Genomic DNA, 13066 nt, shown 5'->3' with positions numbered 1-13066 from the left:
GCCGGGATCATGCGGGCCGCGCCGGGAGCAGCGCCGCGACCCGGTCGGCCAACCGGTAGGTGCGTACGGCGGTGCCGGCGAGGATCTCGTGCCGTTCCCGGTCCGACAGCGGGGGCAGCGCCGCGGTCAACGCCCGCCCCACCCCGGCGTAGTCCGACCTGAGTAGGCATACCGGCCAGTCCGACCCGAACATCAGACGCTCGGCACCGAACTCGGCGACCGCCACCTCGACGAAGGGGCGCAGTTCGTCCGGTGACCAGTCCGGGCCGGCCTCGGTGACCAGGCCGGACAGCTTGGCGGTGACGTTGGGTTGGGCGGCCAACGCGGCCAGCGGGCCGCGCCAGCGCCGCAGCCCGGCCGTACCCTCGTCGATCCGGGGTTTGCCGAGGTGGTCCAGGACGAACCGGAGCTGCGGCACCGCCCGGGCCGCCCGTGCCGCCGCCGGGAGCTGGTCGGCGCGGATCACCAGGTCGAACGCCAGCCCGGCGGCGGCGAGCGCGGCGAGCCCGCGACGCACGTCGGGCCGGTCGAGGTAGTCCGGGTCCGCCTCGCCCTGCACCTGTGAACGCACCCCGGCCAGGTATTCGCCGCCGCGCAGCCGGCGGTACCGCCCGACGGTGGCGGGCACGTCGTCGTCGGCGACGTCCAACCAGGCCACCACCGCCAGGATCGGTGCGGTGTCGGCGGCGTAGCCGAGGAACTCGGCCGCCTCGTCGGAATGGCAGCGACCGCCCTCGACCAGCACGGTGCCGGCCATCCCGGCGGCGGCCAGCTCGGTGGTCAGGTCCGCCGGGGTGAACGGCCGCCGGATGGTGGCGAGTTCCGGCGCGTCGAGCCAGGTGTACCCGCGTTCCGGTCGCCACAGGTGGTGGTGCGCGTCGATGATCATGGGATGGGCGCTTCCGCCGGCACCGACGCGTCGACCCACTGCGGGCCGTCCGGGAACCGGAACGCGGCCAGCGAGGCCGGCAGGATCTCCGCGCTCATCCCCGGGGTGGTGGGTGCCAGGTACCGCCCGCCGGTGACCCGGACCGGGTCGACGAAGTGTTCGTGCAGGTGGTCGACGTACTCGATGGCCCGGTCGTCGGTGCTGCCACTGACCGCCACGAAGTCGAACATCGCCAGGTGCTGCACCAGCTCACACAGCCCGACCCCACCGGCGTGCGGGCAGACCGGCACCCCGAAGTGCGCGGCGAGCAGCAGGACCGCCAGGTTCTCGTTGACCCCGGCGACCCGGCAGGCGTCGATCTGCACCACGTCGACGGCGTCGGCCTGGAGCAGCTGCTTGAACATCACCGCGTTGTGCACGTGCTCACCGGTGGCCACCCGGACCGGGCTGAGCGCCTTGCGTACGGCGGCGTGCCCGAGGATGTCGTCCGGCGACGTCGGCTCCTCGATCCAGTACGGGTCGTACGCGGCCAACTGCCGCATCCACCCGATCGCCTCGGGCACCCCCCAGATCTGGTTGGCGTCGACGGCGAGGCGGATCTGCGGCCCGACGGCCTGCCGGGCGATGCCCATCCGGCGTACGTCGTCGGTCAGGTCCCCGCCGACCTTGAGCTTGATCAGCTGGTAGCCGTCGCGGACCGCCTCCGCGCAGAGCCGGGCCAGTTTCTCGTCGTCGTAGCCCAACCACCCCGGGGTGGTGGTGTACGCCGGATACCCCTCGGCCAGTAGCCGCTGTTCCCGCTCGACCCGACCGTCGCCCGCCCGCCGCAGCAACGCGAGCGCCTCGTCCTCGGTGAGGGCGTCGCGCAGGTAACGGAAGTCGACCTGGGCGACGAGCTGTTCGGGGGTGAGGTCGGCCAGCAGCTTCCACAGTGGCTTGCCCGCCCGCCGGGCGGCGAGGTCCCAGACCGCGTTGACCAGGCCACCGGCGGCCATGTGCACGACCCCCTTGGCCGGGCCGAGCCAACGGATCTGACTGTCGCCGACGAGCCGGCGGGCGAGGGCCCCCGGGTCGGCGACCAGCTCGTCGACCGGCTGGCCGATCACCATCGCGGCCAGCGACCGGACGGCGGCGACCTGGATCTCGGTGCCGCGTCCCACCGTGAAGACCAGCCCGTGCCCCTCGGCGTCCGCCGAGGTCCGCAGGACGACGTAGGCGGCGGAGTAGTCGGGGAACGGGTTCATCGCGTCCGACCCGTCGCGGTGCACGGAGGTGGGGAAGCGGACGTCGATCGTGTCCACCGAGGTGATGCGTTCAGTCAACGGAACTCCTGGAGGGGGGAACGGTGCTGGGTCTGCGGCCCGCTTCGTGGGCGTGGCGCGCGGGATCGGGGTGGGTCAGGTCTGTGCCTTGCCGCCGGTGATGCGGGAGACCACCAGGGCGACCAGGATGACCGCGCCGTTGAGGAAGTTCGTCCACTGTGCCGGTACCCCGGCCAGGGTCAGCACATTAATGATCATGAAGAGCAGCAGGACACCGGTGAACGCGCCGAAGACGCTGCCCTTGCCGCCGTTGAGGCTGACCCCGCCGATCACCGCCGCCGCGAAGACCTGGAAGATCGCGCCGTCACCCTGGGCCGCCGGCACCGCCGCCAGCCGACCGCTGATCAGCAGCCCGGCGAGGGCGGCGAGCACGCTGGCCACGATGAGCGCGATCCACAGCACCCGGTCGGTGCGGATGCCCGCGGCCCGGGCCGCGTCGGCGTTGCCGCCGATGGCGTACAAGGCCCGCCCGGCACGGGTGTGACCGAGCACCACGATCCCCACGGCGAACAGCAGCAGCGACACCCAGATCGAGGCCGGCACCCCCAACCAGCTCGTCGAACCGAGGTAAGTCATCGACCCGGGCAGCGCGAAGAAGGTCTGGCCGCCGGAGATGCCGGTGAGCAGTCCCCGCAGGATGATGAGCATGCCCAGCGTCACGATGAAGCCGTTGAGCCCGAACCGGACGATGAGCAGCCCGTTGAACGCCCCGACCAGCGCCCCGACCAGCAGCACCACCGGCACCGCCCAGGCGTCCGGCAGCAGGCCGAGCCCCAGCCCCCGGGTGAGGGCCGGATCGACGACCAGCCAGGCGGCGATGCCCGGGGCGAGCCCGAAGGTGCTCTCCAGCGACAGGTCCATCTTGCCGGTGATCAGCACGATCGTCTGGGCCAGCACCAGGATGGCGATCTCCGACATGCTCTGCAGCACGTTGATGACGTTGTCGGAACTCAGGAAGACCGGGCTGATGATCCACCCGACGATCGCCACCGCGACGATCGCCGGCACCAGCGCCAGGTCCCGCAACCGGGCGAGAGTCAGGTGCCGCGACGGCGGTCGGCTCGGTGGCGGCGCCGGAGGCGACGCCTTGCCGGTGGACAGCGTCTCAGACATGGTGGATGTCCACCCCTTCCATGGCGGCTACCAGATCGTTGTCACTCCAGCCGTGGGCCATCTCGCCGACGACCCGCCCCTGGAACATCACCAGCACCCGGTCGCAGATGCGCAGGTCGTCGAGTTCGTCGGAGACCACCAGCACCGCAGCGCCGCGCCGCCGTACGTCCTCGACGACCCCGAGGAGGGTCTGCTTGGACCGCACGTCGACCCCGGCGGTGGGTGTGATCAGCACCAGCAGCCGCGGGTCGTTGGCCAGCGCCCGGCCCATGACGACCTTCTGCTGGTTGCCGCCGGACAACTCGGCGACCGGCACCTGCGGCCCGGCCGCCTTGATCGTCAAGTCGGCGATCGTGTCCCGGGCCAGGGCGTCGCGACGGGCCGGCGAGATGAGGCCGTACCGTCCGATCCGGTCCGGCACGGTCATCGTGACGTTCTCCGCGATCGACAGCGACGGCACCAGACCCTCCCGGTGCCGGTCCTGCGGCACCAGCCCCACCCCGGCGGCGAGGGCGTCGGGCACACTGCCCGGTCGTAACACCCGGCCGGCCAGGCTGACCGTCCCGCCCACCGGGCGGGCGAGGCCGACCATCGCCTCGGCGACCTCGACCTTGCCGCTGCCGCCGCCCCCGGCGAGGCCGACGACCTCGCCCGCCCGGGCCTGCATCGACATCTCGGCGCCGGACGAGGTGACCAGGTCCCGTACCGACAGCAGCACCGGCGCGTCGGACGTCAGGGGCCGACGGCCGGCCTCCGGCATCGTCACGTCCTCCCCGGTCATCGCGGCGACCAGCGCCTGCCGGCTCAACTCGGCGACCGGGGCGGTGACGACGTGCCGGGCGTCGCGGAAGACCGTGACCCGGTCGCACAACTCGTAGATCTCCTGGAGGTGGTGGCTGATGAACAGGAACGTCACGCCGTGCGCCCGCAGGTCCCTGATCCGGGTGAACAGGCGGCTGATGCCGGCGGCGTCGAGCTGGGCGGTCGGTTCGTCGAGGATGATGAACCGGGCACCGAAGGACAACGCGCGGGCGATCTCCACGAACTGCCGCTGCTCGACCGAGAGCGTCGCGGCCGGCTGGCGTACGTCGACCTCGACCGACCAGGCCGCCAGCAGCTGTTCGGCCTCCCGTCGCAGGGTCGACCAGCGGATCAGTCCGCTGCGGGAGCGCGCGTGCCGGTTGAGGAACAGGTTCTCCGCCACGGTGAGGGTCGGGATGATCGTCGACTTCTGGTAGACGCACGCCACCCGTTGCCGCCAGGCGTCCCGGTCGGCCAGTGGTGGGGCGGGACGCCCGTCGAAGGCGACCGCCCCGCCGTCGGCGGCCAGCAACCCGGTCAGGATGCCGACAAGCGTCGACTTGCCGGCGCCGTTGCGGCCCACCAGGGCGTGGGTCTCACCGGGCCGGACCATGATCCCAGCCCCGGACAGGGCGACCGTGGAACCGAACCGTTTGGTGACGTCGACCGCCTCGACGACGGGTCGGTCCTGGCCGACCGGCCCGCCGCCGGGGCGGTGCGGGGTGGCACTCATGCGTTGCGGCCCCACAGCGAGGCGTCGTCGAACTTCACGGTCGGCTGCCCCCCGATCGGTGCGCCGTCCAGGGTCACCAGGGGCGCGGGCAGTTGGTCCTCCAGCAGGCCGTCGCGTACCTGGATGATGGTGCTGCCGTGGTCGGTGGGGCCGGGCTGGAACGTCTTGCCCTCGATCGCCGCCTTGGCGTACTCCAGCCCGTAGCGGGCGTAGAGGTCGGCGGGTTGGCTGACGGTGGCATCGATCAACCCCTCGCCGATGTCCTTCAGCTCCTCGGGGATGCCGTCGTTGGACACGACGAAGACGTGCTTCGGGTCGGTCGGCGGCACCTGGAGGCCCCGCTGCTTGAGGATCTGCAGGGTGCCCGACAGCGCGAACGAGGACTGCATGTAGACGCCCTTGATGTCCGGGTCGGACGCGAAGCGGGTCTGCAACTTCGACGCTGCCACGTCGGCCTTCCAGTCGGTCGCCTCGCCGAACACCTTGATGCCGGGGAAGTCCCGGCCCATGCACTCGTTGAACGCCTCGGTGCGGTCCCGCCCGTTGATCGAGTCCAGGCCGCCCTGGAGCATGACCACCTTGCCCTTGCCGCCCAGCTTGGCGCCCAGGAACTGGCACGCCTTGGTGCCGTACGCGCGGTTGTCGGCGCGGACCACCATGAACACCTTGCCGCTGTCGGGTCGGGTGTCGATGGTGACCACCGGGATCTTGCGACCTTCCAGCTGGGTCAGGGTGGGCGCGATGGCGGCGGTGTCCTGCGGGGCCATCACCACCGCCTTGACGCCCTGGCTCATGAAGGTCTGGGCGTTGGAGATGAGGTTCGCGATGTCGTTCTGCGAGTTGGTGGTCTTGAGTTCGATCCCCAACCCGTCGGCGGACTGCGGCACGTACCTGATGTAGGAGTTCCAGAAGTCGGTGTCCGAGCGGGGATAGTCGACCCCGATCAGCGGCTTGCCGCTGCCCGTTCCGGTCCCGCCGCCCGACCGGTCACCGCAGCCGGCGGCGAGGGTGGCCGTCACCCCGAGCAGCACGGTCAGTCCAGCGCTCACCAGATGTCGGTGGTTCATCGTGTTCGCTCCGTTCCTCGGGGGAGTGGTCCGGCGCGGGTGTCGCCGCGACCTGGGGGATCGCGGCGACACCCGCGCCGGCTGGTGCGCCGCGCGGATCAGCCGGGAGCGACGGTCCACGGCAGGTTGGTGCTGCGGTCGAAGCGCCACTGCCTCAGCGGCGAGCCGGCGGCGGCGCAGTCGCCGCCGGAGGTCAGCTCCAGCAGGTACGCCGGGGCGGCGGCCGCTGGGCGTCGGCCGACCGACGCCCGGCTCTCGGTGCGGCTGCCGGGGCCGGGGATGGCGACGGACGCGGGACGGGACACGGAGATCCCTCCTGACGGCGGGTGGGGTGCGGGGTGATTACCTGCACGCTCGACCGAGACATCAGACGTTAGAGTTTCCAGTGTGTAACGTCAATGCCTCGGCTGTCGAGAACGGCGCTGAATATGCCAGCAATCCGGGCGTCCTCGGCGAGGTGCGGCGGGCAGGCGTCATACCAATCGCGTCGCCGCGCCCGTGGCCGGGCTGAGCGGTCGGGCCGAGCGGTCGGGCCGAGCGGCCGCCCCGGCTGGTGAGCCTCGGTGGCGAGGCGGGGACGCTCCCGTCCCGGTGCAGAAACGAACGCTAACATCGAAGGCTCTCTTTTTCGTGCTCCTGTCGAGGTGAGTTGGCCGCTCCGGCCCCGCCTCCCCGCACGGCTCCCCGGTCTGCCCGGTTCCGGGTCGCCGGTGGACGTCCAGCATGTGTGCCGTCCCGGGCCGGCTGTCGCGCGCCGGATCTAAGAGATTTCCCATTTGCAGTGGCGAGCATCGATCTCGATCGCCGCGCAGGGCGGCTGGTCAGAACAGGAGCAGCCATGTCCGTACGACAGTCCCGCACGCTCGACGACCCGGCCACGCGCCCGGTCGGCACCCTGCCCACCGCACCGGACGGGTGGCGGGGCCCCCTGCTGGACCACCTGCCACCCCGCGAACGTCGGCTCTTCCACCGGTTCGGTCAGGGCCCCCGGGTGCCCGCCCCCGAACTGCGCGTCCACCAGGCGTTCGCCCGTTGGGCCGCCGCCGTCCCGGACGCCGTCGCCGCCGAGCACCTCGGGGTACGGATCGGCTACCGCGAACTGGACCGCCAGGCCAACCGGCTGGCCGCCCGGCTCACCGCCCTCGGCGTACGGACCGGGGACACCGTGGGCGTCTTCGCCAGCCGGTCCCTGCCGATGCTGGTGGGGATCCTGGCGACGCTGAAGGCGGGGGCGGCCTACGTCCCACAGGACGTCCGGGTCGCGCCCACCGCGCAGCTGCGGCAGGTCACCTCGGCGGCCCGGTGCCGGGTGGTGCTGACCACCGCGGCCACCCTGGATGCGGTGCCGCAACTGCCCGGGGTGGCCCGGCTCGCGGTCGACGAGCTGATGGCCGAACCACTGCCCCCGGGGCAGCACCTGACCGCCCCCGTCCCGGACCGGCCGGTCCGCGCCGACGACGGCTGCTACGTGCTGTTCACCTCCGGCACCACGGGCACCCCCAACGGGGTCACCGTCACCCACGGCAACGTGGCCAACATCCTGCTCACCGCCCCCGGCGACCTGGGGATCCGGCCCGGACGGACGGTCGCCCAACTGCTCAACGTCGCCTTCGACATGGCGGCCTGGGAGATCCTCGGCTGCCTCGCCAACGGCGGCACCCTGCTCGTACGCGACCGGGACCTCACCGCCACCGCCGCGCGCGCCGACGTGGTGATCGCCACCCCGTCGGTGCTCGGCCGCATCGACCTGGACCGGTGCGACGGGGTGCGGGTGGTCGCCGTGGCGGGGGAGCCCTGTCCGCGTCCGCTGGCGGACCGGTGGGCGGTCGGCCGGGTCTTCTACAACTGCTGTGGGCCGACCGAGACCACCATCGTCAACACCATGCACCGCCACCGGCCCGGCGGGGCGCTCACCATCGGCCGGCCGACCCCGAACAACACCGTCTACGTCCTCGACGCCGACGGCCGGCCCTGCCGCATCGGCGAGACCGGGGAGATGTGGGCCGGCGGTGACTGCGTCTCCGCCGGTTACCTGGACAACGACGCGCTCAACGCCGAGCGGTACGCCCCCGACCCGTTCCTGGGCGGTGGCCGGCGGATGTTCCGCACCCGGGACCGGGGGCGCTGGCGTGCCGACGGGGAACTGGAGCACCTGGGCCGCACCGACGACCAGGTCAAGGTCCGGGGGTTCCGGGTCGAACTGGACGCGGTCTCCACCGTGCTGGAGACGGTGCCCGGCTGCCGGCTGGCGGTCACGCTCCGGCTGACCGACCGGGACCTGGTCTCCTTCGTCGCCCCGGCGGAGTTGGACCCGCAGCGGTGCCGGGACACGGTGGCCGCCGCGCTGCCCTACTACTGCGTGCCGGCGGCCGTGCACCCGCTGCCGGAACTGCCGATGACCGGGCGGGGCAAGGTCGACCGGGACGCGTTACGTCGGATCGCCCTCGACCTGCGGTGGCAGTGGGCGCACATCGAGGAGGCGGCGGCGTGAGCACCACCGGACTGCGACCCCCGCCGGTTCCTGCGGCGCGTCCGCGTACCGCGGCGGCGGCCACGGCCGGCGACGCGCCGCCACCGCCGGGCTCGACGCTGCGCCGGCTGCTGGCCCATCCCCGGTTCATGCACCACCACCGCCTGGTCGCGGCGGTCGTCGCGACCAATCTCGCCCTGCTGGGGTACGGGCTGACCGCCGGCTGGTGGCGTGGCCCCGCCACGCCCGGCGCGCTGGGTGCCGCCGCACTGGCCAACGTGGCACTGGCGGTGCTGGTGCGCCAGCAGTACGTGGTCAACCTGCTCTTCTGGCTGGCCACCCGGGCGCCCACCCACTGGCCGCTGCGGATCCGCGCGACGTTGGGCAAGGTCTACCACTTCGGCGGGTTGCACGTCGGCGCGGCACTGGCCGGGACCACCTGGTACCTGGCGCAACTCGGCGCGCTGACCGTCGGCGACGCGCCGGCCGGGGCACTGGTCACCGGGTACGCCGCCGCCGTCGGGCTGCTGGCGGTCGTCGGTACCGCGCTGCCGCCGGTGCGGTCGCGCCGACACGACCTGTTCGAACGCACCCACCGGCTCGGCGGCTGGGCGGTCCTGCTGCTGCTCTGGGCGCAGGCCGGTTTCCTGGCCGGCGGGCCGGCCGCGCTGGCCACCTCCCCGCAGGGCGGGGTGCTCGCGGTGCTGACCGCCAGCATCGCCCTGCCCTGGCTGCGGCTGCGCCGGGTGCCGGTCGTGGTCGAACGCCCCTCGTCGCACGTGGCGCTGGTCCACTTCGACCACGGGGTGACCCCGTTCCCCGGCTCGTCGACCGCGGTCAGCCGCAGCCCGCTGTGGGAGTGGCACTCCTTCGCCAACGTGCCGGCGCCGGGCCGCAGCGGGTTCCGGCTGACCGTCTCCCGGGCCGGCGACTGGACCGGGCGGTTCATCGACGACGCGCCGCAGCGGGTCTGGGTGAAGGGGATCAGCACCGCCGGGGTGGCGAACATCGAGACCCTGTTCCGGCGGGTGGTGTACGTGGCGACCGGCAGCGGGATCGGCCCGGTGCTGCCGCACCTGCTGGCCGGGCAGGTGCCGGCCCGCCTGGTCTGGGTGGCCCGCCGGCACCGGGAGACCTTCGGCGACGGGCTGGTCGACGAGATCCTCGCCCACCAGCCCGACGCGCTGCTGTGGGACACCGCCCGCGACGGCAAGCCCGACATGCTGCGGCTGGCCTGGCAGGCGTACCGCGCATTCGACGCGGAGGCGGTCATCTGCATCTCGAACCGCCCGCTGACCTGGCAGGTGGTGCGGGGCATGGAGGAACGCGGGGTGCCCGCGTACGGCGCCATCTGGGATTCCTGACGACATGGAGGCGACGATGAGGATCACCGTGGAGAAGGACGACCGGGTGGTCACGGTGCGGCTGTGCCGGCCCGAGGTGCGCAACGCGCTGGACACGGCGCTGCTGACGGAACTGGTCGAGACGTTGCGACCGCTGGACCGCGATCCGGGGGTGGGCTGCTTCGTGCTCACCGGCTCCGACGAGGTCTTCGCGGCCGGGGCGGACATCCGGGAGATGGCCGGCAAGTCCTTCCTGGACGTGGCGTTGGAGGACCACTTCGCCGGGTGGGACGCGTTCGCCGCGTTGCGTACCCCGAAGATCGCCGCCGTGGCCGGCTACGCCCTCGGCGGCGGTTGCGAGCTGGCGATGATGTGCGACCTGATCTTCGCGGCGGACAACGCCCGGTTCGGCCAGCCGGAGCTGCGGCTGGGGGTGATGCCCGGCATCGGCGGCACCCAGCGGCTGACCCGGCTGATCGGTCCGGCGCGGGCGATGGACCTGGTCCTCACCGGGCGGCAGCTCGACGCGGAGCAGGCGTACCGGTGGGGTCTGGTGTCCCGGGTGGTGCCGACGGACCGGCTGTTGGCCGAGGCGAAGGCCGCGGCGGCGGTGGTCGCCGGGCACCCCAAGCTGGCGACGATGCTGGCCCGGGAGGCGGTACGGCAGGCCGAGGAGGTCGGCGTGCAGGCCGGGGTGCTGTTCGAACGGCGGGCCTTCCACGCCCTGTTCGCCACCGAGGACCAGCGGGAGGGCATGGCCGCCTTCCTGGAGAAGCGCCCGGCCCGGTTCGCGGGTCGCTGAGCCCTCCGGCCGTCCGGGACCAGACGGGTCCCGGACGGCCGGCTCACAGCGCGCCGATCTGGTAACCGAGCCCGTGCACCGTGCGGACCACCCGGTCGCCGAGCTTGCGCCGCAGGTAGTGCACGTACGTGTCGACCACCGCCTCGGTCCGGTCCGCGCCGAACACCCGCCCGCGCAGCTGGCTGCGGCTGTGCACCATCCGGGGTTGGCTGGCGAGCAGCCGGATCAGTTCGAACTCCCGCCCGCTGAGCGTCACCTCCCGACCGTCGGGCAGCCGCACCCCGCGCTGGGCCAGGTCGAGCTGCCCGGCCCCGATCGGGATCAGCTCGGCCCCGTCGAAGCGGCGGCGGGTCAACGCCCGTACCCGGGCCATCAGCTCCGGCACCTCGAACGGTTTCGGTAGGTAGTCGTCGGCGCCCGCGTCGAGGCCCCGGATGCGTTCGTCGAGGTCGCCGAGCGCGCTGAGCATCAGCACCCGGGCGGCGACGGAGCGTCGCCGCAGCCGGATGAGCAGGTCGACCCCGTCGATGGCCGGCAGCCGCCGGTCCAACATGATCACCTGGTACGGGCCACGTAGCGCCAGGTGCAGACCCCGCTGGCCGTCGCGGGCCAGATCGATCCGGTAGCCCGCCCGACGGAACAGCTCGACGAGCATGTCGGCGAGTTCCACGTCGTCCTCGACGAGGAGCAACGGGCCGTGCGCCGGGGGTGACGGGTCGGTCATCCGTTCATGGTCGCACCGAAACGGGAGAAGGTTGACCGGCGGAATATCTCGCCGATCAGAATCTGCTCAGCTCGTCGCGCTGACCCGACCGCTCGCGGTACGCCCCCCACCAGCAGAACGGCCACCGGGTCCCGGTGGGATCGACACCCGGCGGCGGACCGTCCTGCTGCCCACCACCCGTCGGCAGCCGTACGGTGAAGGTCGCTCCCGTCCCCGGTCGACCGGCCGCGCTGATCGTGCCGCCGTGCGCGGTGACCACCTCGCGGATCAGGGCCAGACCGAGCCCGACCCGGCGGTCCCCGGCCCCGGGGCCACGGTGAAACCGGTCGAAGATCCGGTCGGTGTGTCGGGGGTCGAGGCCCTGACCGGAGTCGCTGACCACCATCTCGACGTGGTCTGCGGACGCCGGTCGCAACCGCACCTCGACGCGGCCGCCGGGCGGGGTGTGGTGCAGGGCGTTCGTCAGTAGCTCCGTCACCACCCGGCGCAGCGCCGACCCGACGCCGCAGACCAGGACCGGAGCGTCCGCGCCGGCCACGGTGAACGTCACCCCGTCCGCGGCGGCGCGTGGCGCGTCGGCCTCGACCGCCTCGGCGACCAGTGCCGCCAGGTCGACCGGGGTCAGCGGCCGGGTCACCGCCGACGGGTCGGCCAGCCGGGCCGACAGGAGCAGCTCGTCGACGATCTCCCCGAGCAGTCGGGTGGTGCGCAGTAGCCGGTCCAGGTCCCGCCGGTCGGCTCCGCTGTCGGCGCAGGTCGACCGCTGCGCCAGCAACTGGGCGGCGGTGTGCACCCGGGTGATTGGGGCCCGCAGCTCGTGGCTGGCGTCGGCGACGAAGCGGCGTTGCCGGTCGAGCGCTTCGGTCAGCGGCCGCACGGACCGGCGGCGCAGCCGCAGGTCGGTCGCGGTCGCCGCGGCCAGGACCGCCACCGCGGCGGCCGACACCCCCCAGAGCAGGTGTCGCCGCTCGGCGAGCTGGAAACGGGCGTCGAAGACCACCTGGACGACCTCGTCGCCGCGCAGTTGCGTGCGGACGTGGTAGACGGTGCCGTTGCGGGCCACCTGGTCGACCTGCGGCCGGCCGGTGCGGGCCACGGCATGGATGGCCGCGTGCTGTGGGAAACCGGCCGGCGGCGCACCCGCGTGCCCGGTGTCGCTCGCGCCGCCGAAGATCCAGGTGCAGCCGGACGGGTCGGCCGGGCGGCCGTGCACCATCGCCCAGTCCAGCTCGTGGCGGATCTTCGCGCCCTGGACGTGCAGCAGGGCGGCGTACGCGAGGCCCCCGACCAGTGCCAGCAGGGCGACGACCAGCAGGCCGACGGCGAGCCCGGTGCGAGGGCGGGTCCGGGGGCCGACCGCACCCCGCCGCTCAACGGCACCGTGCTTCCGCCCCGTGCCCGCGTGCCCGGACGCGCCCTCGTCCGCCCGCGCGGCCACCGACCCCCATCCATCGAAGATGACACATCGCCCACCGGAGCGGAAGGGATCCGGATCTCCTCCAGGGTGGTGGACCCGCCCGAACGGACGGGGGTCGTCATTGACGGCCGGCACTCTCGTTAGCGTTAACATCCAATTCCGTGGTGATCGCCGCTGCACCGGTTGGCTGCGGTGGCGGCGGTGTGGTCACCTACTGTGAGCAGCTCTTGAGCCGCCCGAAACGCTCTGGTAACATCGCCGGATCTGAATGGGACCCCGGCCGGCCCGTTCGCCCCTTCCTGTCCGTCCACACAGTGTTCGCCGGTCGTCCGCCAATGTGAGCGTTCACATTGCCTGGCCGGTTCCGGCCCCGACCAAGGAACAC

At 72.8% G+C, this 13066-nt stretch carries 11 protein-coding genes; 3 read left to right on the top strand and 8 right to left on the bottom strand.

The annotated features are described in order from the left end of the window. Positions 1–7: 7 nt before the first annotated feature. From J7462_RS08615 to J7462_RS08590, 6 genes are all read right to left on the bottom strand, one after another. Entirely contained in the window at positions 8–889 is an 882-nt protein-coding gene (locus J7462_RS08615; RefSeq protein ID WP_219463308.1) for an amidohydrolase, read from the bottom strand. Beyond that, entirely contained in the window at positions 886–2211 is a 1326-nt protein-coding gene (locus tag J7462_RS08610) for an enolase C-terminal domain-like protein (RefSeq protein ID WP_219463306.1), read from the bottom strand. The genes J7462_RS08615 and J7462_RS08610 overlap by 4 nt, the downstream gene beginning before the upstream one ends. Positions 2212–2286: 75 nt before the next feature. After that, on the bottom strand, positions 2287–3324 hold the full coding sequence (locus J7462_RS08605; protein WP_219463304.1) for an ABC transporter permease: 1038 nt from the start codon (positions 3322–3324) through the stop codon (positions 2287–2289). Continuing rightward, complete coding sequence (locus J7462_RS08600; RefSeq protein WP_219463302.1) at positions 3317–4858, bottom strand: sugar ABC transporter ATP-binding protein; 1542 nt, start codon at positions 4856–4858, stop codon at positions 3317–3319. Before J7462_RS08600 ends, J7462_RS08605 begins: the two co-directional genes overlap by 8 nt. Beyond that, positions 4855–5907 carry a sugar ABC transporter substrate-binding protein gene (locus tag J7462_RS08595; protein WP_308290821.1) on the bottom strand — a complete coding sequence of 351 codons (1053 nt, stop codon included), beginning with the start codon at positions 5905–5907 and terminating at the stop codon, positions 4855–4857. Before J7462_RS08595 ends, J7462_RS08600 begins: the two co-directional genes overlap by 4 nt. A 116-nt stretch (positions 5908–6023) precedes the next feature. Further along, entirely contained in the window at positions 6024–6230 is a 207-nt protein-coding gene (locus J7462_RS08590) for a hypothetical protein (protein WP_219463298.1), read from the bottom strand. A gap of 533 nt (positions 6231–6763) precedes the next feature. Between J7462_RS08590 and J7462_RS08585 the strand changes: the two genes are divergently transcribed. The 3 genes from J7462_RS08585 to J7462_RS08575 are packed head-to-tail and all read left to right on the top strand — an operon-like array spanning position 6764 to position 10540. Next, entirely contained in the window at positions 6764–8416 is a 1653-nt protein-coding gene (locus tag J7462_RS08585; RefSeq protein ID WP_255597639.1) for an amino acid adenylation domain-containing protein, read from the top strand. Then, positions 8413–9759, top strand: a complete 1347-nt coding sequence (locus J7462_RS08580; protein WP_219463296.1) for a hypothetical protein — start codon at positions 8413–8415, stop codon at positions 9757–9759. Before J7462_RS08585 ends, J7462_RS08580 begins: the two co-directional genes overlap by 4 nt. Positions 9760–9775: 16 nt before the next feature. Further along, positions 9776–10540, top strand: coding sequence for an enoyl-CoA hydratase-related protein (locus J7462_RS08575; protein ID WP_219463294.1), 765 nt, complete (start codon positions 9776–9778; stop codon positions 10538–10540). Positions 10541–10583: 43 nt separating this feature from the next. Here J7462_RS08575 and J7462_RS08570 read toward each other — a convergent pair whose 3' ends face one another. Together J7462_RS08570 and J7462_RS08565 are read right to left on the bottom strand one after the other, a co-directional pair. Then, positions 10584–11264 (bottom strand): response regulator transcription factor, encoded by a 681-nt coding sequence (locus J7462_RS08570; protein ID WP_208567550.1) that lies wholly within the window; start codon positions 11262–11264, stop codon positions 10584–10586. 55 nt (positions 11265–11319) lie between these two features. Further along, the gene (locus tag J7462_RS08565) at positions 11320–12702 is read right to left on the bottom strand and encodes a cell wall metabolism sensor histidine kinase WalK (RefSeq protein WP_219463292.1); all 1383 of its coding nucleotides are present in this window, start codon (positions 12700–12702) and stop codon (positions 11320–11322) included. Between the last annotated feature and the right edge of the window lie 364 nt (positions 12703–13066).

Source organism: Micromonospora sp. RL09-050-HVF-A, from assembly GCF_019374995.1.
GTDB classification, from domain to species: domain Bacteria; phylum Actinomycetota; class Actinomycetes; order Mycobacteriales; family Micromonosporaceae; genus Micromonospora; species Micromonospora antibiotica.
The sequence above is the reverse complement of the archived record's forward strand: the minus strand, read 5'-3'. Positions and strand labels throughout refer to the sequence as shown.

Coding starts and splice junctions, on each gene's coding strand:
- J7462_RS08605 (WP_219463304.1), bottom strand. CDS start 3,324: ATGTCTGAGACGCTGTCCACCGGCAAGGCGTCGCCTCCGGCGCCGCCA.
- J7462_RS08600 (WP_219463302.1), bottom strand. CDS start 4,858: ATGAGTGCCACCCCGCACCGCCCCGGCGGCGGGCCGGTCGGCCAGGAC.
- J7462_RS08615 (WP_219463308.1), bottom strand. CDS start 889: ATGATCATCGACGCGCACCACCACCTGTGGCGACCGGAACGCGGGTAC.
- J7462_RS08575 (WP_219463294.1), top strand. CDS start 9,776: ATGAGGATCACCGTGGAGAAGGACGACCGGGTGGTCACGGTGCGGCTG.
- J7462_RS08585 (WP_255597639.1), top strand. CDS start 6,764: ATGTCCGTACGACAGTCCCGCACGCTCGACGACCCGGCCACGCGCCCG.
- J7462_RS08570 (WP_208567550.1), bottom strand. CDS start 11,264: ATGACCGACCCGTCACCCCCGGCGCACGGCCCGTTGCTCCTCGTCGAG.